Origin of the sequence: Microbulbifer flavimaris (assembly GCF_001641755.2) — a bacterium.
Classification (GTDB): Bacteria; Pseudomonadota; Gammaproteobacteria; order Pseudomonadales; family Cellvibrionaceae; genus Microbulbifer; species Microbulbifer flavimaris.
This window is the reverse complement of sequence record NZ_LRFG02000002.1, coordinates 919,902-942,172: the sequence shown is the minus strand read 5'-3', so window position 1 is coordinate 942,172 and position 22,271 is coordinate 919,902. Positions and strand designations below refer to the sequence as shown.

Here is a 22,271-nt window from a genome sequence, read left to right as displayed (position 1 = left end):
TCAAAGAGAACCGCGATGAGGTTTGCCCCCTACATTCTGGCCGGATGCCTGGCAGTTTCGGCTTCGAATACTGCTATCAGTGCTGAGCAGAGCCGTGCCCTGCCCGGAAAGGGAGAGGTGCTGTTCCGTTATACCAATGAGCACGGCATCCAGGTGCTCGACGACGTGGTGCCACCACGCTATGCCCCCGGCGGTTACGAGGTATTGAGCCCCTCTGGTCGGGTGCTCGAGGTGGTGCCGCCGCAGCTGAGCGGCGAGGAGCTGAAGCGAAAGCGACAGTCAGAGGCCCAGCGCGAGGCGGATATGGAGTTGCTGCGTCGCTACAGCAGCCTGGCCGACATAGAGAGCGCCAGGTCCCGCAAACTGGCAATAGTCAAACAGGATATGGCGCTTTTGCGCTCCAACCTGTCCAGTATCGAGCTGCAAATCGAGCAGGCGGAGGCCGTTGCCGCCCGTACCCAGCGTCATGGGGACGAGGTGGCGCCGGAACTGCTGGAGCGGATAGCCAATTTGCGTCAGGAAATGAAGGTACTGCACGAGCGAATGGAGCACCGTGAACAGGAGGCGGCCCGTGTCGACAAGGAGTTCGACCGCGCCGCAGAGCGCTTTACCCAGATCGCCGGTAAGTAGTCAGCCGGCGCCCCTCTTACCCCTCTTGAGTCCGCCCCGGTCCCGCCGGATCAGCGGGCCGGTACCATGGCCGGCTCGCGGAAGAACCCTGCCACCAGCACCGGCCACTGCTCCGTCCAGTTGTCGGTGGGTTTACGCTTGAAGCCGCTGCGAACGTACTGAACGATACGGCCCTCAGCGCTGGCCAGCAGCAGGTTGGCAGCACTGCCCAGGGGGATTGCCGGCCGCAGTTGTTCCCGCAGCTCGGCTTCACGCAGGATCTGCTTGATCTGGGTTTCCAAACGGTCAAAGAATTGCAGGATGCGCCCGTGCAGGCGCTCGGTTTCCCCGGTCAGTGCGTCGCCGGTCAGCAGTCGGGTGATACCGGGATTGCGCTCGCAGAATGCCAGCAGCAAGTGCAGGACTTTCTGGCAGCGGACCAGCGCCGAGGGCTCTTCTTGCAGGATCAGGGACACCCGGCTGAAGATGGTTTCCTCGATAAACTCGATCAGTCCTTCGAACATCTTCGATTTGCTGGGGAAGTGGCGATACAGCGCCGCCTCCGAGAAACCCACCTCCTTGGCCAGTGCCGCGGTAGTAATGCGCGCACCGGGGCTGGCCTCCAGCATATGGGCCAGTGCCTGCAGGATCTGTTGGCGCCGGTTGATTTTTTCGCTACTCATTGACTGCCTTTCACCCGGCGGCTGCCGGGAACATCGGTTCTTGTTATCGCCCCGCGCAAATTACAGGGCGGGCGCGGGAATCCTAACGATTCGCCGGCGTCGCTTCAATTACTGGCTTGCCGCTTGTACGGATCACCCGTCGTTATCGGTAATCAGGGTGCCGACGCCGGTATCGGTAAAGATCTCCAGCAGCACCGCGTGGGGCACGCGGCCGTCGATGATGTGGGCAGAGGTCACGCCCGCCTTCACCGCATCCAGAGCGCAGGAAATCTTCGGCAACATGCCGCCGTAGATGGTGCCGTCGGCGATGAGCCCATCCACCTGCAAGGTGGTCAACCCGGTGAGCACTTCGCCACTCTTGTCCTGCAGCCCTGCCACATTGGTCAGCAGCATCAGCTTCTCCGCGTGCAGGAACTCGGCGATTTTACCGGCGACCAGGTCGGCATTGATATTGTACGAGGCCCCATCCTGACCGACGCCGATCGGCGCGATCACCGGAATAAAGTCACCGTGGATCAGCATATCGATCACCGCCGTATCCACATGCTCCACTTCGCCCACATGGCCGATATCGATAATTTCCGACGCGTGCAGGCCTGCGGCTTCACTTTGCATCTGCAGTTGCTTCGCCCGGATCAGCAGGCCATCCTTGCCGGTCACACCAACGGCACGGCCACCGTTCTTGTTGATCAGGTTGACGATCTGCTTGTTGACGGTGCCACCGAGCACCATCTCCACCACGTCCATGGTCTCGCTATCGGTGACCCGCATGCCGTCGACAAAGCGGGACTCGATGTTGAGTTTGTCCAGCAGGTCGCCGATCTGCGGACCGCCGCCGTGGACGACGACGGGGTTCATTCCCACCAGTTTCATCAGGATGATGTCGCGGGCAAAGCTGTTCTGCAGTGCCTCATCCACCATGGCATTACCGCCGAACTTCACCACTACGGTCTTGCCGGTAAAGCGCTGGATGTAGGGCAGCGCTTCGTTGAGGACCTGGGCAACGCGCAGGGCGGATTTGGGATCCAGTGACATGATCGGACTTTCCTATCCAGTATTCAGTTGGCCGGGCCTGTTTGCCCGGCGGGGCTCTCAGAGGTCGGGCAGCGACAGCTGCGGGGCCACTGCCTGCAGCTGCTCTCGTACCGTGGAAAAGATGCGCTGCAATGCTTCATGGGATTCTGCCTCAAAGCGCAGCGTCAGGGCGGCGCCCGTATTGGAGGCCCTTACCAGCCCCCAGCCCTCCGGGAACTCGATGCGCAGACCGTCGATGGTATTGATATCTGCACCCTTGAACTGCCCCTGCTTTTTGAGCTTTTCGATCAGGGCGAACTTGTCCTTCTCTTCCACCGGCAGCAGAATTTCCGGCGTACTGGCCATCTGCGGCAACGAATCGAGCAATTCATCCAGGCTCTGCTCACGCAGCGCCATGATTTCGAGAACCCGGGCCGCGGCATACATGCCGTCATCGAAACCGAACCAGCGGTCCTTGATAAAGATATGGCCTGACAGCTCACCGCCGAGAATTGCCCCGGTCTCCTGCATTTTGTTTTTCATGGGTGCGTGGCCGGTCTTCCACATAACCGGTCGACCACCGTACTGGTTGACCAGCTCATTCAACACGCGGCTGCACTTCACATCGAAGACGATGTCTTCACCGGGATTGCGGGCCAGTACGTCGCGGGCCAGCAGCATCACCAGCTGATCTGCCCAGGCAATGCGCCCGGAGCCGGAAACAAGGGTCACCCGGTCGCCGTCACCGTCCAGTGCCACGCCGAGCTCCGCACCGGTTTCAGCAACCTTGTCGATCAGGGCCTGCAGGTTTTCGGGGCGCGACGGATCCGGGGGATGATTGGGGAAGTTACCGTCCACCTCGCAGAAGAGCGGAGTGACGCTGCAGCCCAGCTGCTCGAACAGCTGCGGTGCCAGATTGGCGGTAGCGCCGTTACCGGCGTCGATCACCAGTCGCGGCTGCCCGGCCAGCGCCACATCATTGAAGATCTCGTCAATATAGTGCTCGCGGATGTCCTGCTCGCGGTAACTGCCCTCGCCGCTGTCGAACGGTCCGCTCTGCATCAGGGTGCGCAGTTTCTGCAACTTGTCTTCGGCCAGGGAGCGGCCCTTCAGCACGATCTTGAAGCCGTTGTACTCTGCCGGATTGTGGCTGGCGGTGACGATCACGCCACTGCTGCTGTTGGTGCCCCGGGCGCAGGCGAAGTACAGCAGGGGCGAGGGTGCCAGTCCCAGGTCTACTGCGTTGCAGCCGGTGTCAAGAATGCCCTCCACCAGGCAGCGGCTCAGCAGCTCGCTGCTGTTACGGCCGTCGCGGGCCACCATCAGCAGCTCCTCACCGGCGTGTTGCGCCAGCGTGCCGAGGGCGCGGCCCAGCTGATAGGCAAAGGGCTCGTTGATCTGCGAACCGGCAAGGCCACGGATGTCGTAAGCGCGAAACACTTCTTCGGGGAATTCCATGGTATCCCCCACCTGATCACGAGCCGAAGTCGGCTCGACAGTGGCGGACTCTGGTGCCGATGCTCCGGCGGGGACCGATGCCCTTCCTCCCCTGGCCCCCCCGGCCTGGCGCGGACGCTTGCCCCGCTGCTCCCACGGTGCCTGGGTATAGCGGTGCACGAATCGCCACAGGGCGCCGAGGGAAACCAGCAGGCCGAGCAGCCCCACACTGTAGATCCAGCCGGCACCAATACTGTTGTCGCTGGCAAAGGTGGCACCGGGCTGGAATGCCAGGGTCAGATGGGAACCTGCCACCGGCGCCCTGGCGGTCAGGCCGCTGCCCTGCCCCGCCTGCCAGAGGGTTTGCGCCGGGCCACCGGGGAACTGCTGCAGCAGCATCCGCTCGCCGGCGCTGTCCGCCAGGCTTTCCAGGGCGGGTTGCAGGTGGTCAAACGAACGCGTCAGCAACACCACACCTTCACCACTTGCGGCCGCCTGGTGTTGCTGCCAGTTGCTGTTGCTGCCGGTGCGCAATATTTCCACCGGTTGCGGCCCCTCTTCCAGGGTGCGCTTGATCAGGTCCAGCAGGGCGAAATTGAGCTGGGGGGCCGAGCCCGCGCCGACGCGCAACTCGCTTTGCGAGAAGAACTGCAGGCGCTCCCTGCTCCCCGCATCGAACCTGTTCTCCTTTGCCGTGCGAAAGGCACCTGCGGCGAGTGCTTGAAGTTGCCGTTTCTGTTTTTCCAGTATGGCCGCGAGCTGTGCGGCCTCACTTTCGGCTCTAGCCGAGGCCGCCTCTGCGATCGAGGCTGCGTTGTAGGGGCTAATCACCCAGCGGTCGAGCAGGGCGGCGCCGCCGAGCCAGACGGCGGTGCACAACAGCGCCGGCAGTGCGAGCCGGCGATGGAAAGACAGGGCGTTATTGAGTTTTGAAACCACGATAAATCCAGAAACGCTTGTTGTTATTGTGAGAATGCCTGGGCGGCGATCATCCCGATCAGCTGTTCCGCCAGGGCCGTCTTCAGTGACTGGGGCAGCTCGGTGCGACCGCTCGGATCCAGGACCGTCACCCGGTTACGCTCGCTGTTAAAGCCGCTGTCTGCCTCGCTCACATCGTTGGCGATGATCATGTCCAGCTTCTTGCGTGACAGCTTGCCCGCGGCGTGCTCGAGGACTTTTTCTGTCTCTGCGGCGAAGCCCACGGTAAATGGTCTTCTTTCATTGCGTGCCGCGATACCGGCGACGATGTCGGGATTCTTCACCAGCGCGAGGGTGTCGCGATCGCTGCCATCGCTCTTTTTGATCTTCTCCTGCGCTATCCGCTCCGGGCGAAAGTCGGCCACGGCCGCGGCAGCGATAAACACATCGCAGAGGTCGGCGGCGCGCTCGGCGGCTTCCTGCATCTCGCGGGCATCCACCACATCGACGCGCTTCACCCCGGCTGGGGTCGGCAGGTTGACCGGTCCGGCGATCAGGGTGACTTCCGCCCCTGCTCGCCGGGCCGCCGCCGCCAGGGCAAAGCCCATTTTGCCTGAGCTGTGGTTGGTGAGGTAGCGCACCGGGTCGAGAGACTCCCGCGTCGGTCCGGCGGTAATGGCGAAGTGCTTGCCGCGCAGGTCGGCGCGGGGCTGCAGCAGGGACTCGACCTCCGCCACCAGCGCTTCCGGCTCCAGCATCCGTCCCGGGCCCACATCGCCGCAGGCCTGGCTGCCGGCCGCGGGACCCCAGATGAGCGTGTTGCGGGCTTGCAGGGTGTCCACATTGGCCGCGGTCGCCGGGTGGCGCCACATGGCCTGGTTCATGGCCGGCGCCAGAGCCAGGGTCGCCTCGCTGGCCAGGCACAGGGTGCTGAGCAGATCGTCGGCCATACCACCGGCAAGCTTGGCCAGCACCTGGGCGCTGGCCGGAGCAATGAGGATCAGTTCCGCCCATTTGGCCAGTTCGATGTGCCCCATGGCCGCCTCGGCAGCGGGATCCAGCAGGTCTGTATGCACCGGGTGGCCGGACAGGGCCTGGAATGTGAGCGGTTTGATGAACTCCTGGGCGCCGGCTGTCATGACCACGCGCACGTCGGCGCCGCGCTCTTTCAGGCGCCGCACCAGGTCGGCACTTTTATAGGCGGCAATACCACCGCTGATACCCAGCAGGATGCGTTTATTGGCCAGAGACGACATGGGCGCTGTTTCCGGAGTTGAAGGAACGGGTAAGATTAGCATTGATGCGCCATATGTTATCAGGCAAGCGGGACTCAGGGAGGAGACCATGGCCATTACGGACTGGCCGGCGGCGGAGCGGCCGCGGGAAAAACTGCTGCAGCGGGGCGCCAGCGCGCTGTCCGATGCGGAATTACTGGCGATCTTCCTGCGCACGGGCCTGCCGGGCCTGTCAGCGGTGGACCTGGCTCGCCAGCTACTGGCCGATTTCGGCGGCCTGCGGCCGCTGCTGGAAGCCGGGCGGGAGGATTTCTGTCGCGGTAAGGGCCTGGGGGATGCCAAGTATGTCCAGTTACAGGCCGTACTGGAGATGGCGCGCCGGCACCTGGCGGAGACACTCCAGCGCTCGGACGCCCTCTGCAGCCCCGATGCAGTGCGGGATTTCCTCGCTGCCCAGCTGCGCCACCGGCGGCGGGAGGTGTTCTGCTGCCTCTACCTGGACAGCCAGCACCGGGTGATCGCCTTTGAAGAGCTGTTCGAGGGCACCCTCAACGCCGCCAGTGTCTATCCCCGCGAGGTGGTGCAGGCGGCCCTGCAGCGGGGTGCGGCGGCGGTGATCCTGGCCCACAACCACCCGTCCGGCGTCAGTGAGCCGAGTCAGGCGGACCTGTGGATAACTGAGCGGCTGTCGCAGGCCCTGGAGCTTGTGGATATCAAGGTCCTCGACCATATGATCGTGGGCGAGGGCGCGGCGCTGTCTTTCGCCGAGCAGGGGCTCTTGTAGGCGGGCCGGTTCACGCGGGGCTCCGCCGTCGAGCCAATGGCTGGCATCGACGCCCGCCTCTCTGAAATCGAGAAGATCGCTGTACAAAACTTGCCCCCCGGGGGCTGTTCTGGTATAAAACGCCGCTCTTTGCGGCCGGGCCAGATTCTGAACAGTTTCCGCCGCCGCCCAGGAACCGGATTAGAATCCCGAATAGATGTCCCCGCACACCCTGTCATGCGGGCACGAGAGTTTTGAAGAGGCCAACAGATGTCCAAGGTATGTCAGGTAACCGGTAAGCGCCCGGTCACCGGTAACAACGTTTCCCACGCCAAAAACCGCACCAAGCGTCGCTTTGTGCCCAACCTGCACAGCCACCGCTTTTGGGTTGAATCCGAGAAGCGCTTTGTGAAGCTGCGCGTCTCCGCCAAAGGCATGCGCGTGATCGACAAGAAAGGCATCGACACCGTGCTGAGCGAGCTGCGCGCCCGCGGCGAAAAAGTTTAAGTTAGCAGCAAGCTGCTGAGATATCGGAGACAGAACAATGCGTGAGAAAATTCGTCTGAATTCCAGTGCTGGCACTGGTCACTTCTACACCACCACCAAGAACAAGCGCAACATGCCGGAAAAGATGGAGATCAAAAAGTACGATCCCGTCGTTCGCAAGCATGTGATGTACAAGGAAGGCAAGATCAAGTAATTGCCCTCCCTGCACTAAAAAAGCCCGGTTTTTACCGGGCTTTTTTCATTCAGGCCCCGGTAGCAGCGCCGCCACCCCAATACCTGCAGGAATCAGTAGTTCGGAAAGAGATCGGATGCCAGAACTCCCCGAAGTAGAAACTACGCGCCGCGGCCTGGCTCCCCACCTGCAGGGGCGCGTCGTGCGTTCCGCCGTGGTGCGCCAGCGCAGCCTGCGCTGGCCGGTGGATGCGGACTTCGAGCAGCATATCGCCGGTGCCAGGATCCTGCGCCTGGAACGCCGCGCCAAATACCTGCTGGTTCACACCGATCGCGGCTGTGCCATCTGGCACCTGGGCATGTCCGGTAGCCTGCGGCTGGTGGAGTCGGGTGCGGAGGTGCGCAAGCACGACCACATCGACTGGATTCTGGATAGCGGCTGGCACCTGCGCTATCACGATCCGCGCCGTTTTGGCGCCCTGCTGTGGACCACCGGCGATCCCTCCGCCCACGACCTGCTGTCGCACCTCGGGCCCGAGCCCCTGTCCGAGGATTTCAACGGCGATTACCTGTTCAGCGCTTCCCGCGGCCGGCGCCAGTCGGTGAAGACGTTCATCATGGATGGCCGCATCGTCGTCGGCGTGGGCAACATCTACGCCAGTGAGGCCCTGTTCCTGGCCGGTATCCGCCCGGATCGCCCCGCCGGCGGCATCTCCCGCACCCGCTACCAGCGCCTGGCCGATGCCATCAAGCAGGTGCTGGCTAACGCCATCAAGCAAGGCGGCACCACATTGCGTGACTTTGTCGGCGGTGATGGCCAGCCGGGCTACTTCGCTCAGCAGCTGAACGTCTACGGTCGCGCTGGCGAGCCCTGCCGCCGATGTGGGCGACCGGTGCGCGACCAGGTGCTGGGCCAGCGCAGCACGTTTTTCTGCCGTCGCTGCCAGCGCTGAAGTCCCAGACCTCTCTCCTATACTGTGCCCGGTGAGGCCGGACGGCCCACACAAAGGGGGCATTCAACCGGGAAGAGGACTCCATGGGACGAATACTGCTGATTTGCATCACCTTGTTGTCGCTGGTGGGTTGCGGACGCGACACGGAGCGTGCCCCTGAGCGCCCACCCCAGGCAGAGAAAACACCGGCGGAAGAAACCGTGCCACCAGCGGACCTGGTGTTGCGCAATGCCTATATCTACACCGTCGATGCGGATTCCCGCATCGCCCAGGCATTGGCGATACGTGATGGCCGAATCGCTTTTGTGGGTGGAGAGGAGGGCGTCACGCCATTTGTTGGTCCGGCCACTCGTGAAGAGGACCTGGGGGGCAGGATGGTCTTGCCGGGTTTCATCGATGCCAATACGCAAGCTGGCGGGCCGGCAGAGACTGTCGATCTCTACGGCGCCAAAACCATTGAGGGCTACCTCGAGGCTGTTGCCAAATTCCTGGACCAGAACCCGGAGCGACAGGTCATTGTTGGCAAGGGCTGGAGCGGCACCGCCTTCGGCGAGGGGGCTCCCCACAAAGGCCAGCTGGATCAGGTGAGTGATACGGTGCCTATCGTGCTGTTTTCCAGTGATCACCAGGCCATCTGGGCTAACTCCGAGGCCCTTGCCGCCGCCGGCATCAATATGGATACACCGGACCCGCCCGATGGTGTGATTGAGCGAGACCCCAACGGACTGCCCATCGGTGTCATGCGGGGACAGAGTGCCATCGCCCTGTTGGAGCGCATCATTCCCCAGAAGAGTGAGGAGGCTTACCGCGCAGAGATCGAGGCACTGCAGGCGGCCTTGCATCGGCAGGGTATCACCACGATCCACGATGCGCGCTTCAAGCCCAGGACGGATGCCCGAAAACTCAGCATTCTTCAGAAAATGGCAGGGCTTGGTGAGCTGACCGTTCGCGTCAGGGCATCCTTCGAAATCGATGGCACCATGCCCGAGCGGATTATCAAGGAGCTGGCCGAGCACAGTAAAAAATTTCAGGATGATGATTTTCGGTTGCAGTCCGTCAAGCTGCGGACGGATGGCAGGGTGGGCACAGAGGCAGCGGTGTTGAAGAAACCCTACGCACATCGCGAGGACTACCGGGGCGAGTCCCTGATCAGCCAGGAGAAACTGAATCAGCAGGTCAAGCGTATCAACGCTGAGAACCTGCAGGCACAGGTTCATGCGATCGGTGACGGCGCCGTTCATATGGCACTGCGCGCCTTTGTCCACTCCCGCGATATCAATGGGCCCGAAGATTTCCGCAACAGCATCGCACATATTCAGCTGCTGGATCCGGACGACCTGAACCTGTTTGTCGAAACGCAGGCTATTGCCCTGATGCAGCCGGCATGCTTTGCCCGACAGGATCTTTTCAACCAGGTCGCCGTACCCAATCTTGGCCGTGAGCGTGCGGACAGGCAATATCCGATCCTGCGCCTGTTTGAGAAGGGGGTCACCGTAGCTGCGGCCAGCGGTTGTCACGGCGAGGCCGTCGGCAATCCCCTATCCGCTATCCAGGTGGCCCTGACCCGGCGTGCTGTGGACGCGCCGGCGGAAAGTGCGAATGGCGAATCCGCTTCCGGCGGGCGCGTATCCCTGGCGCGGATGCTCAGAGCCTTCACCGTCAATGGTGCGATCGCCAACCGTCTGGAGGAAGAAACCGGCAGTATCCAAGTGGGCAGGTGGGGTGACCTGATCGTGCTGGATCAGAATCTATTCCAGCTGGCGCCAGAGGAACTGCACAAGGCACGGGTAATGCGTACCTATTACAAGGGCGAGCTGGTCTACGATGCGGCGGAGGCGCAGTAACGAGGTCAGGCGGGCGATGTCAGCTTGAGACCGATAATGCCCGCGATGATCGGCCCGATGCAGAGCAGGCGCGGCAGCGCGGTCGATTCGGCGAACAACACGATGCCGAGAATTGCGGTACCGACGGCGCCTATCCCCGTCCATACCGCGTAGCCTGTGCCCACCGGGATTACTTTCAGCGCCTGCGCGAGAAAATAAAAACTGGCAACCATGGTGATAATGGTCAGTGCGCTGGGCAGCGGGCGGCTGAAGCCGTCTGTGTACTTGAGGCCAATCGCCCAGCCTACCTCCAGCAGTCCGGCGATGAAAAGCAGTAGCCAGGGATTGGACATTGGCTGGCCCTGCCTACCGCCGGCGATCCAGTGACAGCCGGTCATCGGACTGGAATGCCCACAGGACCAAACAGGCGGCAAAGATAATCAGCGATGGGTAAAAGAGCACGTTGCTGCCTTCGAGCACCCATCCCCACGGGTCGACCACCGATTGCCAGACGCCCAGCAAGGTAGCGCCGTTGATCAAAGCCTGCACCGGGTAGGTGAATTTCCGCCACAGACCGAGAATCACCGCTGTACCGAGCAATACCTGCAGGCCACCGAAGATATTCCAGGCCAGTGGTGCGCTGATAATGCCGAGATAGAAACGCTTGGATACCGCGATCGCGTGATCCACATTGACCAGCTTGTCGACCCCCCAGATCACCAGCAAGAGGCCGAGGCTGATTCGTAACAGCAGCAGTGTGTAGGCGCGCATGATTTTCTCCCATTCGTAAAAGAGGCAGCTCAGCGGCCCGCGGCATTACCCTCGCGGCGGGGATCCGCGCCGCCAAACAGCTTGCCATCAGTGAGTGCAATCGCGTGAATGCCGCTATTGAGGTTGCGTTGCATCACGGTATGTCCGAGTTCCTGCAGATTTCTTACAGTGTCCGCGCTGAAAAAGTCCGGCTCCAGCTCGACGCGCCCGCCGATCGCGCCGATATTGCCGGCCGCAACGGCCTCGGCGATCGGCATGCCCAGTGCCAGGTGGTAGAGAATGGTGCGAGCAGTGTAGTTGATGATGCGCGAGCCTCCCGGGGAGCCCACCAGCAGGCGCATCTCACCATCGCGATCGAACACGATGGTGGGAGACATGGAAGAGCGGGGTCGCTTGCCCGGCTGAATCCGGTTGGCCACCAGCTTGCCGTCGGCCTTTTCCGGCACGAAGGAAAAATCCGTAAGCTGGTTGTTGAGCAGGAAACCCCTGACCAGCAAGCGCGAGCCAAAGCCGGTCTCGATACTGCTGGTCATGCTGACGCCGTTGCCGTAGCGGTCGACAATCACCAGGTGGCTGGTGTTGGGCAGCTCCGGCGATGTGGACTGCTGGCGTTTGGGCGTTGCCGGTGTCGGCACGCCGGGCACTGCCTTGCTGGCCTGCCCGGATGAGATCAACTTGGCCCGGCGCACCAGATACTCCGGGGCCACCAGTGCCCGAGTGGGTACCTGGACAAAATCCGGGTCGGCGAGATAGGTATTGCGGTCGGCAAAGGCCAGTTCCGAAGCTTCAATAAACAGATGCGTGAGGGCTGCGCTGCCGGCCTCCATCTCGTGCAGCGGGAACTGCTCCAGCATCCCCAGAGTCGCGCCCACGGTGCTGCCACCGGAAGACGGGGCATCGGCACCGCACACCCGGTATTGCAGGAATACGCTGCACAGCGGCTCCCGTTCCACGGCCTGGTATTTGGCGAGATCCTGCAGGGTCATCAAGCCGGGGTTTTCCGGGTCGTTGCGCACCGCCTCGACAATCGCCTCGGCGATTGCGCCACGGTAGAAGGCATCGCCCCCCTCTTTCGCCAGGATGCGCAGGGTGTCTGCGTAAGCCGGATTCTTCAGCCGGTGGCCGACGGGCAGCGGCTCGCCGCCCTCGTCAAAGAAATAGTCGCGGATCGCCGGGCGCACCGCGACGCGCGGCATTTTTTCCAGTAACAGGTGCAGTCGCGGTGACACTTCGAAGCCGGCTTCTGCCAACGCGATGGCCGGCTCGAACAACGACGGCCATGGAAGCTTGCCCTGCCGCTGATGGGCCAGTTCCAGCATCCTCATGACACCGGGCACGCCCACCGAGTGGCCGCCGATCACCGCCTCGAGAAAGCCCCGGGGCTGGCCATCTTGCATGAAATGTTCACTGCTGACCGCCGCCGGCGCTGTCTCGCGGCCATCGAAGTAGTGCAGGGACTGGTCGCCGGCCTGGAAGCTCAGCATAAAGGCGCCGCCGCCGATCCCGGACGATTGCGGTTCCACCAGCGTCAGTACCAATTGCGCGGCAATGGCGGCGTCCACGGCGGTGCCGCCGCGGGCGAGTATATCCACTGCGGCGCGGGTGGCATGGGGGTTGGCGGTCACGGCCATGAATTCGCTGGCAGTAGCCGCCTTGACTACGGAACGGCCTGTGGCCGCTTCGGGCTGTATTTCTTCCTGCGCACCGGCAGTAGCGGACAGCAGGGCAAGAGTGAGGATCAGGTAACGCACGTAGGACTCCGGTAGCTCACTGAGCTGCCGGAGTGTAACAGGTAGCGGGACGGGGAGCCTGCGCTCGAGCGGCCAGGCCGGCGACTCAGCGGAACTTCTGCTGCAGCGCCTCTTCCACTGCCGGCGGTACGAACTTGGTGACGTCGCCACCAAGGGAGGCAATCTCACGCACCAGCGAGGAGGAAATATAGGACAGGTGTTCCGCTGGGGTCAGGAACAGGCTCTCCATGTTCGGTGCCAGCTGGCGATTCATGTTGGCCAGCTGGAATTCATACTCAAAGTCGGAGACGGCGCGCAGACCGCGCAGTACGCCGTAGGCGTCAACCTGTCGCACCAGGTCCGCCAGCAGAATATCGAAGCCGATCACTTCCACGTTGGGCAGGTGGCTCAGCACCTGCTGGGACAGTTCGACTCGCTCATCCAGGGTAAACAGCGGGTTCTTGCGGGTGCTGGCGGCGACCGCGACGATGACGTGATCGAACAAGCGACAGGCCCGCTGCACCAGGTCCAAATGGCCATTGGTAATGGGGTCGAAGGTTCCGGGGTAGACGACTTTCTTCATGAGCCAAAACTGTGTTGCCGGCGAAACGGGACGCGCATGGTAAACAATTTGCCGTTGGGGCTCAAAAGCACCGCGGTTTCTGCCGTGTCACCCAGCCCTTTCATTGGTACCGACCTTCAGCAGTCGCATGCATACCTGGCCTGCCCGCTTCTCCTTTTCCAGCTGCCACGACGGCGGTACGGTGAGCACAGCGTCCCGCGGGCTCTCCACATAGACGAGCGCGCCGGGTGCCAGCAGGGGTGCCAGGCCCGACAGTGTCTCTGTCCACAAATCGCCGGCAAACGGCGGGTCGATAAACGCAATATCGTATGGGGCCGGGGTACCGCTGGCGCCCTGCAGGAACTGGGCGGCGCTGCAGTTATGCACCCGGCCCCGGTTGCACTCGAGCAGCTGTAGCTGGTTGCTCAGGGTCTGAGACGCCTGGCGATTGAGTTCGACAAAATCCACCGCACCGGCACCGCGGGAGAGCGCCTCCAGTCCGAGGGCGCCCGAACCGGCAAACAAGTCCAGGCAGCGGGATCCGGGCAGCCGGAACTGCAGCCAGTTGAACAGGGTTTCCCGCAGCCGGTCGCCAGTGGGGCGCAACCCCTCCACCGGGGCAAACTGTAGCTTGCGGCCCCGCCACTCACCGCCAATGATGCGCAGCTGGGAGGTTACACGGGAGGGCGTAGAGACGGGTCGGCGAGAGGGTTTGTGCGCGCGGCTACGGGACAAAACGGATTCCTGGCTGTCTGGCTTGGTGAGCGGTGCTAAGATTAGCGCCTTTCCGCCAGCGGTACATCCGGACACAGACATGATCTTTGACTTCCTGCGAAAAAAGAAGCCCAAGCCCGAGGACGCCGAGGCCAGCCCCGAGGAAAAAGTGCCCGCGGAATCCGGCCCCGAAGAGCCCGGGCAAGAATCTGCGGCAGAATCCGCTGAGCCGGCGCTTTCAGAGGAGGAACAGTCTCCTGCAGCGGCCACCAAGGCCGGGCTGCCAGAGGCGGAAACTGCGGAGGAGGCGCCAGAGAGGGCTGAAGAGGAAACCGCCGAGAAGCGGCAGGCTGCCGCGGAGGAATCCGACCGGGCGCCGGCAGAACCGCAGCCCCAGCCGGCAAAGAAAGAAGGTTTCTTTGCCCGTATTCGCCGCGGCCTCAGCCGCACCAGCAGTCAGTTTGCCGAGGGTATGGGCAATCTGTTTCTGGGCGCGAAGGAAATCGATGACGAGCTGCTGGAGGAGCTGGAAACACAGCTGCTGATGGCGGACGTTGGTATGGAGGCCACCACTGAGATTGTCGATCGCCTCACCGCGCGGGTATCCCGCCGTGAACTGAATGACGGCGAGGCCCTCTACAGGGCCCTGCAGGACGAACTGGCCGGTTTGCTGCAGAACGTTGAGGCACCGCTTGAGGTGGACGCGTCCAGGAAGCCCTTTGTCATCCTGGTGGTCGGTGTCAACGGTGTGGGCAAGACCACTACCATCGGCAAGCTCGCCCATCGCTTCCTCGGTGAGGGGAAGTCGGTGATGCTGGCGGCGGGCGATACCTTCCGCGCTGCGGCGGTGGAGCAGCTGCAGGTATGGGGTGAGCGCCACAAGGTACCGGTGGTGGCACAGCACACTGGCGCGGACAGCGCCTCGGTGATCTATGACGCCGTGCAATCCGCCCAGTCCCGCGGCGTGGACGTGGTGATCGCCGATACCGCCGGCCGGCTGCACACCAAGTCCAACCTGATGGAGGAGCTCTCCAAGGTGCGACGGGTGATGGCGAAGCTGGACGATTCTGCGCCCCACGAGGTGCTGCTGGTGCTGGATGCAGGCACCGGCCAGAATGCAATCAGCCAGGCGTCCCAGTTCCGCGATGCCGCCGGTGTCAGCGGGCTGGTGCTGACCAAGCTCGATGGCACCGCCAAGGGCGGCATTATCTTCGCGCTGGCGCAACGCTTCGGTATTCCGGTACGCTTCATCGGTGTGGGTGAGCAGGCGGAAGACCTGCAACCCTTCCGCGCGCGGGACTTTGTCTCCGCCCTGTTCGACCGCGGTGGCCAGGGCTAACGATTCGCCCGCAAACGACAACAATAACAGCGGCCGACCATGATTACTTTTGACAACGTCAACAAACGCTACGCATCCGGCCAGGATGCGCTGGTGCGCGTGAGTCTCGAGATCGGTCGCGGTGAACTGGTGTTCCTCACCGGTCATTCCGGTGCCGGCAAGAGCACCCTGCTCAAGCTGCTCACCGCCATCGAGCGCCCGACCCGCGGCAGTATCCTGGTAGCGGGCCAGAACATCGGCCGCCTGCGCAACGGCCAGATCCCCTATTATCGCCGCAATCTCGGCATTGTCTTCCAGAACCACCAGCTGCTGTTTGACCGCAGCGTGTTTGAGAATGTGGCCCTGCCACTGGCCGTCGCCGGTTGCAGCCGCCGCGAAGTGGGTCGGCGGGTGCGCGCGGCGCTGGACAAGGTGGGCTTGCTGCACAAGGAACGACACAATCCCATCGTGCTGTCCGGCGGTGAGCAGCAGCGCATCGGCATCGCGCGGGCGGTGGTCAACAAGCCCGCAGTGCTGGTGGCGGACGAGCCAACCGGTAACCTGGACCCGCAACTGTCGTCTGAGATCATGCAGCTGTTCGCCGACTTCAACGCCGTGGGTGTCACCGTGCTGGTGGCGAGCCATGACCTGGAACTCATCGCCCGCATGCGCGAGCGTGTACTGACCCTGCAGGCGGGACAACTGATTTATGACGGAATACCGGCCCGTGAAGCAGCCTACCCGTAATCCCCCGAGAGGCGCCGCGCGCACCTCTGCCGCCCGCGCGCCAGCCGCCGATGCTCGCGCCCAGCGGGCTGCGGGTGCAGTCACAGCGCGCACCCGCGTTTCCGATCGCTGGCACAGCTGGTTGGGTCACCATCGCGAGATGGCCGCGGAAGCCCTGCGGCGCTTCTTTGCCACGCCGATGGCGAGTGCCATGACAGCGCTGGTGATTGCCATCGCCCTGGCCCTGCCGGCCTCCCTGCAGCTGGGCATGGGTAACTTCCAGCGGGCGGTCGCCGGCTGGGACGGTCAGCCGCAGCTCTCCGTGTTCCTGCGCCGTGAGGCGCGGGCGACGGCGGTGGAGCGTTTTACCGAGAGCCTGCGCGGGAATGCGGCGGTGGCCGAGGTGACCTATATCTCCCCCGAGGAAGCGCTGGCGGAATTCCAGCAGACCTCCGGTCTCGGTGATGCCATCGTCGACTTGGGTGCCAATCCCCTGCCCGGTGTGTTGCTGGTGCGCCCGGCCAACGTGGCCGAGACCGAGCTGGAACAGCTGGCGGCGCAGTTGCGGGAGAGTGCCCTCACGGACTCGGTGGTGCTCGACATGGCCTGGGTACAGCGCCTGGCGCGGCTCACGGAGCTGGGGCAGCGTCTCTCCCTCGGCTTTGGCCTGCTGCTGGCGCTGGGGGTGATTCTGGTGGTGGTGAACACGATTCGCCTGCATATCGAGAATCGCCGGGATGAGATCCTGGTGGTCAAGCTGGTGGGGGGCACCGATGCTTTCGTGCGGCGCCCCTTTCTCTACAGCGGTCTCTGGTATGGCCTGTTTGGTGGCTTGCTGGCCTGGCTGCTGGTGGCGGTGGGTGTCGGCCTGCTGGCGGGGCCGGTGGCCGGGCTCGCTGCCTCTTACGGTAGCGGCTATGCTCTGCAGGGGCCGGGCCCGGCCTATCTGCTCGGCCTCGGTGGCGGCGCTGCCCTGCTGGGCCTCTGTGGCGCCTGGGTTGCCGTGGCACGTCATTTGAGGGCGATCGAACCCCGTTGATGCAAATTGAGCTATCGATCAAAAATATCGCCACGGTGGGGAACTTTCCCTGTGGATAACCGCTCCAAGGCCCCGTAATTCAACGGTTTGCCAATCGATGAGGCGGGCTTTCGCCGCCGCCCCTGCTAGTGCTACACTGGGCCGCAATAGACCGCAGCACCCGCTGTCCGGGTGGTTTAGCGGCGGCCGGCATGCCGGCTACAAGAACAGGTAGGAGGAAAGACCTGAATGGGAACCAGCTTACAGCCAGTCCATACCCTGTCTCCGGGCGCCAACCTGGGTGCCTATATCCAGACGGTCAGCAGCTTCGAGGTGCTCTCCGCTGAGGAGGAGAAGCGGCTGGCCGAAGACCTCTACTATCGCGAGGACCTAGAGGCAGCACGCCAGTTGGTCATGTCGCACCTGCGTTTCGTGGTGCACATCGCCAAGTCCTACTCCGGCTACGGCCTCAATCAGGGCGACCTGATCCAGGAGGGCAACGTCGGCCTGATGAAGGCAGTGAAGCGTTTCAACCCCGAAAAGGGGGTGCGCCTGGTCTCTTTCGCCGTGCACTGGATCAAGGCGGAAATCCACGAGTTCATCCTGCGCAACTGGCGCATCGTGAAAATCGCCACCACCAAGGCGCAGCGCAAGTTGTTCTTCAACCTCCGTGGCCAGAAGAAGAAGCTGGCGTGGCTCACCCACGATGAGGCCAAGGCTGTGGCCGAAGACCTGAATGTGGACGTGTCCCACGTCTATGAAATGGAGGGTCGCCTCTCCGCCCATGATGCGGCCTTCGACGCGGGAGTGGACGACGACGATGACTCCGCCTGGCAGGCGCCGGCCCACTATCTCGAGGACCGCCGTTTCGATCCGGCCGCGCAACTCGAGCGCGACAACTGGCAGGAAACCAGCATCAACAGCCTGTCACTGGCGATGGAGGGTCTCGACGAGCGCAGCCGCGATATCATCGAGTCCCGCTGGCTGAGCGAGCAGAAGGCCACTCTGCACGAGCTGGCCGAGAAATACGGTGTTTCCGCCGAGCGTATCCGCCAGCTGGAAAAGAACGCCATGAAGAAAGTGCGGGCGGCCATGGAGGCCTGATCACCAGCACCGACTTCAGCTACAGAAACCGCGCATCAGCGCGGTTTTTTTATGTCGGCTAAAGCGCTTTTCCGGTATCCTCCCGCGCCCACTCAGCGACGACACAGCCACAACGACGAGTTGGATATGACCAAGTTCTATCTGTTTCTCGCCGCCCTGCTCGGCGGCAGCGGTGTGATTCTCGGTGCCTTTGGTGCCCACGGCCTGCGCGGGCGGGTAGCGGAGAATCTGCTGGAGGCCTACAAGACCGGTGTGCTGTACCAGATGCTGCACACCCTGGCCCTTTTCGGCGTCGTGCTACTGATGCAGCACTGGGGGGAGAAAACCTCCCTGGTGGCAGCCGGCGCCCTGTTTGCTGTTGGCGTCTTGCTGTTTTCGGGCAGTCTCTATGGGCTCACCTTTGGCGGACCCCGCTGGCTCGGCCCGGTGACGCCACTGGGAGGGCTTGCCATGATCGGTGGCTGGGCAGCGCTCTGTATCGCCGCACTCCGACTGGGTGAATAACATCCCCCAGCCGGGCCTAGACTGAACCCTGAACCGCTTGCAAAGCAGAGGTCGCCAACCATGCAAGACGAGTCGGCGGAAGATTTCCCCTACCGCACCGAGTACAAAAAAAAATCCATTCGCAGCTATGTGATCCGAGCCGGTCGTATGACCGAGGGCCAGCGCCGCGCGTTCGATACCTACTGGGGCACCTATGGCCTGTCCCTGTTCGACGGCCCTCTGGATGCCGTTGCCGCTTTCGGGCGCGAGGCGCCGCTGGTGCTGGAGATCGGCTTTGGCATGGGCGATTCCTTGCTGGCCATGGCGGAAGCTGAGCCGGACAAGGACTTTATCGGCATCGAGGTGCACCCTCCGGGTGTCGGCCGGCTGATCAACAATGCCGGCAAGCTCGGCCTGAAGAACCTGCGGGTTTATATGGCCGATGCCGTCGATGTCCTCAATGACTGCATCCCCGATGGCTCGCTGGACCGCTTTCAGCTCTACTTCCCGGACCCCTGGCACAAGAAAAAGCACCACAAGCGCCGGATCGTGCAGCCGGAATTTATCCGCCTGCTGTGCAGCAAGCTGAAAGGTGGCGGGCTGATGCACCTGGCGACGGACTGGGAAAATTATGCCGAGCACATGATGGAAGTACTGGAGGCGGAACCGGCGCTGGAAAATACCGCCGGTGCCGGCCAGTACGCTTCGCGGCCGGAGTTTCGCCCGGAGACCAAGTTCGAGCGCCGCGGCCAGCGGCTGGGCCACGGCGTCTGGGACCTGCTGTACCAGCTGAAATAGTGCCTGCCGGCAGAGTCCCCTGCCGGAGCAAGTAGGGGGGTCTTCAGCAACGCCCTGGGCAGAACGGGTCGCAGTGGAAGTTGTTCTATGGGCTGATCGTCAGGGATTTGGCGCGCGTTGCGCGGTGGGGAATGTCTGCTATCTTCAAACAGACCCCGTGCCGGTCAAGGAACTTCCGGAGCCTACAATGACAAGAAGTCGCCCGTCCGTTCTCCTCCTGTCATCCCTGCTCGCCCTGGCGGCGGATGTCGCGGTCGCCGATCGGGAGACCACCCTCAACCTCTACCTGAATGGCGGCCGCTACTGGTTTGACAGCGACCGCCTGGACGGCACACCGTTTCAGGAATTCGATCTGGAGCTGAGTCACAGCACTGGCGGTGGCGGTGGCCTCGGCTACAGCATCACCGATCGCTGGGCCATGGAGGGGGTGATCGATTATTTCAGTGCGGACATCAAGGGCATCGACGAGAAGGTGGATGTCTACAACTACCACCTGGACCTCTTCTACCACTTCCTCGGCAATTTCTGTGGCGCGCCCTGTGTGTGGCAGCCCTATGTTGCGTTCGGCGTGGGCGAAATCCGTACCGAATACAATGGCTCTTTCGGCCGCGACGAGCTGGAAGAGTTTGAAGAGGATTGGCACCGGCGGCAGACCATTATCAACGCCGGCTTCGGCATCAAGTACCAGCTGGGGCCCCGCTGGCAGACCCGCGCAGATATCCGCGCTTTCCAGGGTGTTGAGGAGGGCGGTGTCGATGGCTTCCTGTCAGTGGCCATTGGCTACCAGTGGTATGAGTACCCGGTGGTAGTGCGGGATTCGGATGCCGACGGTTATGCCGACGGTGTAGACCGCTGCCCGCAGACGCCGCCGGGCATTGCCGTGGGCCCGGATGGCTGCCCGATGGACGGGGACTATGACGGCGTGCCGAACTACCTGGACCTCTGTCCGCGCACCCAGACCGGGGTGGCTGTGACTGAGGACGGCTGCCCGCAGTAGCGGGCACTTGCGGCGTTCATCTCGCCGTCACTGGCTGCGGGCCGCCTCCAGGGTCTCACTGATTTCCAGCCACTCCATCTCCAGCGCCTCCAGGGTTTCCCGCTGCTCGGCCTGGGCCCGGTTGAGGCGCGCAATCTCGTCCTGCTGCCCGCCACTGTAGAGTCCTTCATCGGCCAGTTGCTCTTCCAGCCCTGCCAGCGCCTGCTCAGCTTTTGCCATCTGCTTTTCAACTTGCTTTAGGCGATTGCTGAGTGGCTTGAGCTTTTCCCGCAGCGCCGCGGCGGCCCGGCGCTGTTCCTTCCGGTCCTCGCTGGGGCGGTTCTCGGCGGTTGGGTTCTCGTCCCGCCGGCGCTGTTCACGGTTGAATGCCAGCAGCCACTGCTTGTAGTCCTCGAGATCGCCGTCAAAGGGTTCAGCGCGGCCCTCGGCCACAAGGATGAATTCGTCCACCGTGTTGGCCAGCAGGTGCCGGTCGTGAGAAACCAGCACCACGGCGCCGGGAAATTCCGCCAGCGCCAGCGTCAGTGCGTGGCGCATTTCCAGGTCCAGGTGGTTGGTGGGCTCATCGAGCAACAGCAGGTTGGGTCGCTGCCAGGCGAGAATGGCGAGCGCCAGGCGCGCTTTCTCGCCACCGGAAAAGCCGCTGACCGATTCGAAGGCGCGGTCGCCGGCAAAGCCGTAACCCCCGAGGAAGTCCCGCAGGGACTGCTCGCTCGCCTCAGGGGTCAGCCGCTGCAGGTGGAGCACCGGCGAGGCTTTTACATCGAGGGCCTCGAGCTGGTGCTGGGCAAAATAACCAATGGCCAGGTGTTCGCCGCAGAGGCGCTCGCCTGTTACCGGCGCCAGCTCTCCCGCCAGGGTTTTGATCAGCGACGATTTGCCGGCGCCATTAGGACCCAGCAGACCGATGCGACGGCCCGGCTGGATGCCCAGCTGCACGCGGCGCAGCACGGGGTGGTCCCCGTAGCCAATATCGGCGTCACGCAGGTCGATGAGCGGATCTGAGTTTTTCTCCGCCGCCGGCAAGGTAAAGCGAAATGGTGAATCCACGTGTGCGGGGGCGATCTGCGCCATGCGGTCCAGGGCTTTGAGCCGGCTCTGGGCCTGTCGCGCCTTGGTGGCTTTTGCGCGGAAGCGGCGCACAAAGTCCTCCATGTGGGCCCGTTCCGCCTGCTGCTTATCGTACTGGGCCTGCTGCTGGGCCAGTCGCTCTGCCCGCGCGCGCTCGAAAGCGCTGTAATTACCGCTGTAATGCACCAGCTGGCTTTGCTCAAAGCTGACAATGCCGTCTACGACCGCATCGAGGAAGTCCCTGTCGTGGGAGATGATCAACAGGGTGCCCGGAAATCGCTGCAGCCACTGCTCGAGCCACAGGGTCGCATCCAGGTCCAGGTGGTTAGTGGGTTCGTCGAGCAGCAGGAGGTCGGCCGGACACATCAGCGCACGGCCCAGGTTCAGTCGGATACGCCAGCCACCGGAGAAGCTGCTGACGGGCCGTTGCTGGTCGGCGTGGGAAAAGCCGAGTCCATCGAGCAGCTGTGCGGCACGCGCCGGGCCGCTGTAGCCGTCGATCGCGGCCATCCGCTCGTGCAGTTCGGCCAGGTGCCGGCCATCGCCGTCACCGGCCTGTTCCGCGGCATCGATGGCGCGCTGCAGCTGGCGCAGTTCGGCATCGCCGTCGAGGACGTAGTCGAGGGCGGAGCGGTCGGTTGCCTCGACCTCCTGCGCCATATGGGAGATGCGCCAGGTGGAGGGCACCTCGACCCTTCCGGCATCGCTGTCCAGCTTGCCCAGCAGCAGTCGGAACAGTGTTGACTTGCCGCAGCCGTTGGCGCCGATGATGCCCACCTTGTGGCCCGGGAAAATACGGCAGTCGGCGTTTCGTAACAGTTCGCGACCGCCCTGCTGCAGGGAGACGCCGTGCAAATTAATCAAAC

General features: G+C 63.2%; 23 protein-coding genes. 13 read left to right on the top strand and 10 right to left on the bottom strand.

Annotation, left to right across the window (positions count from 1 at the left end; translation table 11 throughout):
* Window positions 1-15: 15 nt before the first annotated feature.
* The gene (locus tag AWR36_RS08970) at window positions 16-630 is read left to right on the top strand and encodes a hypothetical protein (RefSeq protein WP_067083849.1); all 615 of its coding nucleotides are present in this window, start codon (window positions 16-18) and stop codon (window positions 628-630) included.
* 50 nt (window positions 631-680) lie between these two features.
* Here the strand turns inward: AWR36_RS08970 and slmA are convergent, their stop codons facing one another.
* The 4 genes from slmA to coaBC form a co-directional block, all read right to left on the bottom strand.
* The gene (gene slmA / locus AWR36_RS08965) at window positions 681-1,292 is read right to left on the bottom strand and encodes a nucleoid occlusion factor SlmA (protein ID WP_067083847.1); all 612 of its coding nucleotides are present in this window, start codon (window positions 1,290-1,292) and stop codon (window positions 681-683) included.
* 132 nt (window positions 1,293-1,424) lie between these two features.
* Window positions 1,425-2,327 (bottom strand): acetylglutamate kinase, encoded by a 903-nt coding sequence (gene argB, locus AWR36_RS08960; RefSeq protein WP_067083845.1) that lies wholly within the window; start codon window positions 2,325-2,327, stop codon window positions 1,425-1,427.
* Between the two features lie 57 nt (window positions 2,328-2,384).
* Window positions 2,385-4,682, bottom strand: a complete 2,298-nt coding sequence (locus tag AWR36_RS16350; protein WP_067083843.1) for a phosphomannomutase/phosphoglucomutase — start codon at window positions 4,680-4,682, stop codon at window positions 2,385-2,387.
* A 23-nt stretch (window positions 4,683-4,705) separates the two neighbouring features.
* Complete coding sequence (coaBC, locus tag AWR36_RS08950) at window positions 4,706-5,917, bottom strand: bifunctional phosphopantothenoylcysteine decarboxylase/phosphopantothenate--cysteine ligase CoaBC (RefSeq protein WP_067083841.1); 1,212 nt, start codon at window positions 5,915-5,917, stop codon at window positions 4,706-4,708.
* Between the two features lie 88 nt (window positions 5,918-6,005).
* Here coaBC and radC point away from each other — a divergent pair, with 88 nt between their 5' ends.
* The 5 genes from radC to AWR36_RS08925 all read left to right on the top strand — a co-directional run bounded on the left by radC (window position 6,006) and on the right by AWR36_RS08925 (window position 10,134).
* Window positions 6,006-6,680: a RadC family protein gene (gene radC, locus AWR36_RS08945; RefSeq protein WP_067083839.1), complete on the top strand. Its 675-nt coding sequence runs from the start codon at window positions 6,006-6,008 to the stop codon at window positions 6,678-6,680.
* A gap of 249 nt (window positions 6,681-6,929) precedes the next feature.
* Entirely contained in the window at window positions 6,930-7,166 is a 237-nt protein-coding gene (gene rpmB, locus AWR36_RS08940) for a 50S ribosomal protein L28 (RefSeq protein WP_067083837.1), read from the top strand.
* 37 nt (window positions 7,167-7,203) lie between these two features.
* On the top strand, window positions 7,204-7,359 hold the full coding sequence (gene rpmG, locus AWR36_RS08935) for a 50S ribosomal protein L33 (RefSeq protein ID WP_020413983.1): 156 nt from the start codon (window positions 7,204-7,206) through the stop codon (window positions 7,357-7,359).
* Between the two features lie 115 nt (window positions 7,360-7,474).
* On the top strand, window positions 7,475-8,290 hold the full coding sequence (gene mutM, locus AWR36_RS08930; RefSeq protein ID WP_067083835.1) for a bifunctional DNA-formamidopyrimidine glycosylase/DNA-(apurinic or apyrimidinic site) lyase: 816 nt from the start codon (window positions 7,475-7,477) through the stop codon (window positions 8,288-8,290).
* A gap of 83 nt (window positions 8,291-8,373) precedes the next feature.
* Window positions 8,374-10,134 (top strand): amidohydrolase, encoded by a 1,761-nt coding sequence (locus tag AWR36_RS08925; protein ID WP_067083833.1) that lies wholly within the window; start codon window positions 8,374-8,376, stop codon window positions 10,132-10,134.
* Between the two features lie 5 nt (window positions 10,135-10,139).
* On the opposite strand, the gene sugE is transcribed toward AWR36_RS08925, so the two are convergent.
* From sugE to rsmD, 5 genes are all read right to left on the bottom strand, one after another.
* On the bottom strand, window positions 10,140-10,466 hold the full coding sequence (gene sugE / locus AWR36_RS08920) for a quaternary ammonium compound efflux SMR transporter SugE (protein WP_067083831.1): 327 nt from the start codon (window positions 10,464-10,466) through the stop codon (window positions 10,140-10,142).
* A gap of 13 nt (window positions 10,467-10,479) precedes the next feature.
* Window positions 10,480-10,884, bottom strand: coding sequence for a DoxX family membrane protein (locus AWR36_RS08915; RefSeq protein WP_067083829.1), 405 nt, complete (start codon window positions 10,882-10,884; stop codon window positions 10,480-10,482).
* Between the two features lie 29 nt (window positions 10,885-10,913).
* A complete protein-coding gene (gene ggt / locus AWR36_RS08910; RefSeq protein WP_067083828.1) occupies window positions 10,914-12,635 on the bottom strand; it encodes a gamma-glutamyltransferase in 1,722 nt (573 codons plus the stop codon).
* An 85-nt stretch (window positions 12,636-12,720) separates the two neighbouring features.
* Window positions 12,721-13,197, bottom strand: coding sequence for a pantetheine-phosphate adenylyltransferase (coaD, locus tag AWR36_RS08905; RefSeq protein ID WP_067083827.1), 477 nt, complete (start codon window positions 13,195-13,197; stop codon window positions 12,721-12,723).
* A gap of 87 nt (window positions 13,198-13,284) precedes the next feature.
* Window positions 13,285-13,911, bottom strand: a complete 627-nt coding sequence (gene rsmD, locus AWR36_RS08900) for a 16S rRNA (guanine(966)-N(2))-methyltransferase RsmD (RefSeq protein WP_082679516.1) — start codon at window positions 13,909-13,911, stop codon at window positions 13,285-13,287.
* 79 nt (window positions 13,912-13,990) lie between these two features.
* Between rsmD and ftsY the strand changes: the two genes are divergently transcribed.
* The 7 genes from ftsY to AWR36_RS08865 all read left to right on the top strand — a co-directional run bounded on the left by ftsY (window position 13,991) and on the right by AWR36_RS08865 (window position 20,334).
* Window positions 13,991-15,229: a signal recognition particle-docking protein FtsY gene (gene ftsY, locus AWR36_RS08895; protein ID WP_231745288.1), complete on the top strand. Its 1,239-nt coding sequence runs from the start codon at window positions 13,991-13,993 to the stop codon at window positions 15,227-15,229.
* 39 nt (window positions 15,230-15,268) lie between these two features.
* Window positions 15,269-15,955 (top strand): cell division ATP-binding protein FtsE, encoded by a 687-nt coding sequence (ftsE, locus tag AWR36_RS08890; RefSeq protein WP_067083825.1) that lies wholly within the window; start codon window positions 15,269-15,271, stop codon window positions 15,953-15,955.
* Window positions 15,936-16,973 carry a permease-like cell division protein FtsX gene (gene ftsX / locus AWR36_RS08885; RefSeq protein ID WP_067083824.1) on the top strand — a complete coding sequence of 346 codons (1,038 nt, stop codon included), beginning with the start codon at window positions 15,936-15,938 and terminating at the stop codon, window positions 16,971-16,973. The genes ftsE and ftsX overlap by 20 nt, the downstream gene beginning before the upstream one ends.
* Before the next feature lie 228 nt (window positions 16,974-17,201).
* Window positions 17,202-18,056 carry an RNA polymerase sigma factor RpoH gene (rpoH, locus tag AWR36_RS08880; protein WP_067083820.1) on the top strand — a complete coding sequence of 285 codons (855 nt, stop codon included), beginning with the start codon at window positions 17,202-17,204 and terminating at the stop codon, window positions 18,054-18,056.
* A gap of 126 nt (window positions 18,057-18,182) precedes the next feature.
* Window positions 18,183-18,560: a DUF423 domain-containing protein gene (locus AWR36_RS08875; RefSeq protein WP_067083816.1), complete on the top strand. Its 378-nt coding sequence runs from the start codon at window positions 18,183-18,185 to the stop codon at window positions 18,558-18,560.
* Between the two features lie 60 nt (window positions 18,561-18,620).
* On the top strand, window positions 18,621-19,337 hold the full coding sequence (gene trmB, locus AWR36_RS08870) for a tRNA (guanosine(46)-N7)-methyltransferase TrmB (protein ID WP_067083814.1): 717 nt from the start codon (window positions 18,621-18,623) through the stop codon (window positions 19,335-19,337).
* 187 nt (window positions 19,338-19,524) lie between these two features.
* Entirely contained in the window at window positions 19,525-20,334 is an 810-nt protein-coding gene (locus AWR36_RS08865) for an outer membrane beta-barrel protein (RefSeq protein WP_067083811.1), read from the top strand.
* Window positions 20,335-20,361: 27 nt separating this feature from the next.
* On the opposite strand, the gene AWR36_RS08860 is transcribed toward AWR36_RS08865, so the two are convergent.
* Entirely contained in the window at window positions 20,362-22,269 is a 1,908-nt protein-coding gene (locus AWR36_RS08860; protein ID WP_067083808.1) for an ATP-binding cassette domain-containing protein, read from the bottom strand.
* Between the last annotated feature and the right edge of the window lie 2 nt (window positions 22,270-22,271).

Coding starts and splice junctions, on each gene's coding strand:
- AWR36_RS08970 (WP_067083849.1), top strand. CDS start 16: ATGAGGTTTGCCCCCTACATTCTGGCCGGATGCCTGGCAGTTTCGGCT.
- slmA (WP_067083847.1), bottom strand. CDS start 1,292: ATGAGTAGCGAAAAAATCAACCGGCGCCAACAGATCCTGCAGGCACTG.
- argB (WP_067083845.1), bottom strand. CDS start 2,327: ATGTCACTGGATCCCAAATCCGCCCTGCGCGTTGCCCAGGTCCTCAAC.
- coaBC (WP_067083841.1), bottom strand. CDS start 5,917: ATGTCGTCTCTGGCCAATAAACGCATCCTGCTGGGTATCAGCGGTGGT.
- radC (WP_067083839.1), top strand. CDS start 6,006: ATGGCCATTACGGACTGGCCGGCGGCGGAGCGGCCGCGGGAAAAACTG.
- rpmB (WP_067083837.1), top strand. CDS start 6,930: ATGTCCAAGGTATGTCAGGTAACCGGTAAGCGCCCGGTCACCGGTAAC.
- rpmG (WP_020413983.1), top strand. CDS start 7,204: ATGCGTGAGAAAATTCGTCTGAATTCCAGTGCTGGCACTGGTCACTTC.
- mutM (WP_067083835.1), top strand. CDS start 7,475: ATGCCAGAACTCCCCGAAGTAGAAACTACGCGCCGCGGCCTGGCTCCC.
- AWR36_RS08925 (WP_067083833.1), top strand. CDS start 8,374: ATGGGACGAATACTGCTGATTTGCATCACCTTGTTGTCGCTGGTGGGT.
- sugE (WP_067083831.1), bottom strand. CDS start 10,466: ATGTCCAATCCCTGGCTACTGCTTTTCATCGCCGGACTGCTGGAGGTA.
- AWR36_RS08915 (WP_067083829.1), bottom strand. CDS start 10,884: ATGCGCGCCTACACACTGCTGCTGTTACGAATCAGCCTCGGCCTCTTG.
- coaD (WP_067083827.1), bottom strand. CDS start 13,197: ATGAAGAAAGTCGTCTACCCCGGAACCTTCGACCCCATTACCAATGGC.
- ftsY (WP_231745288.1), top strand. CDS start 13,991: ATGATCTTTGACTTCCTGCGAAAAAAGAAGCCCAAGCCCGAGGACGCC.
- ftsE (WP_067083825.1), top strand. CDS start 15,269: ATGATTACTTTTGACAACGTCAACAAACGCTACGCATCCGGCCAGGAT.
- rpoH (WP_067083820.1), top strand. CDS start 17,202: ATGGGAACCAGCTTACAGCCAGTCCATACCCTGTCTCCGGGCGCCAAC.
- AWR36_RS08875 (WP_067083816.1), top strand. CDS start 18,183: ATGACCAAGTTCTATCTGTTTCTCGCCGCCCTGCTCGGCGGCAGCGGT.
- trmB (WP_067083814.1), top strand. CDS start 18,621: ATGCAAGACGAGTCGGCGGAAGATTTCCCCTACCGCACCGAGTACAAA.
- AWR36_RS08865 (WP_067083811.1), top strand. CDS start 19,525: ATGACAAGAAGTCGCCCGTCCGTTCTCCTCCTGTCATCCCTGCTCGCC.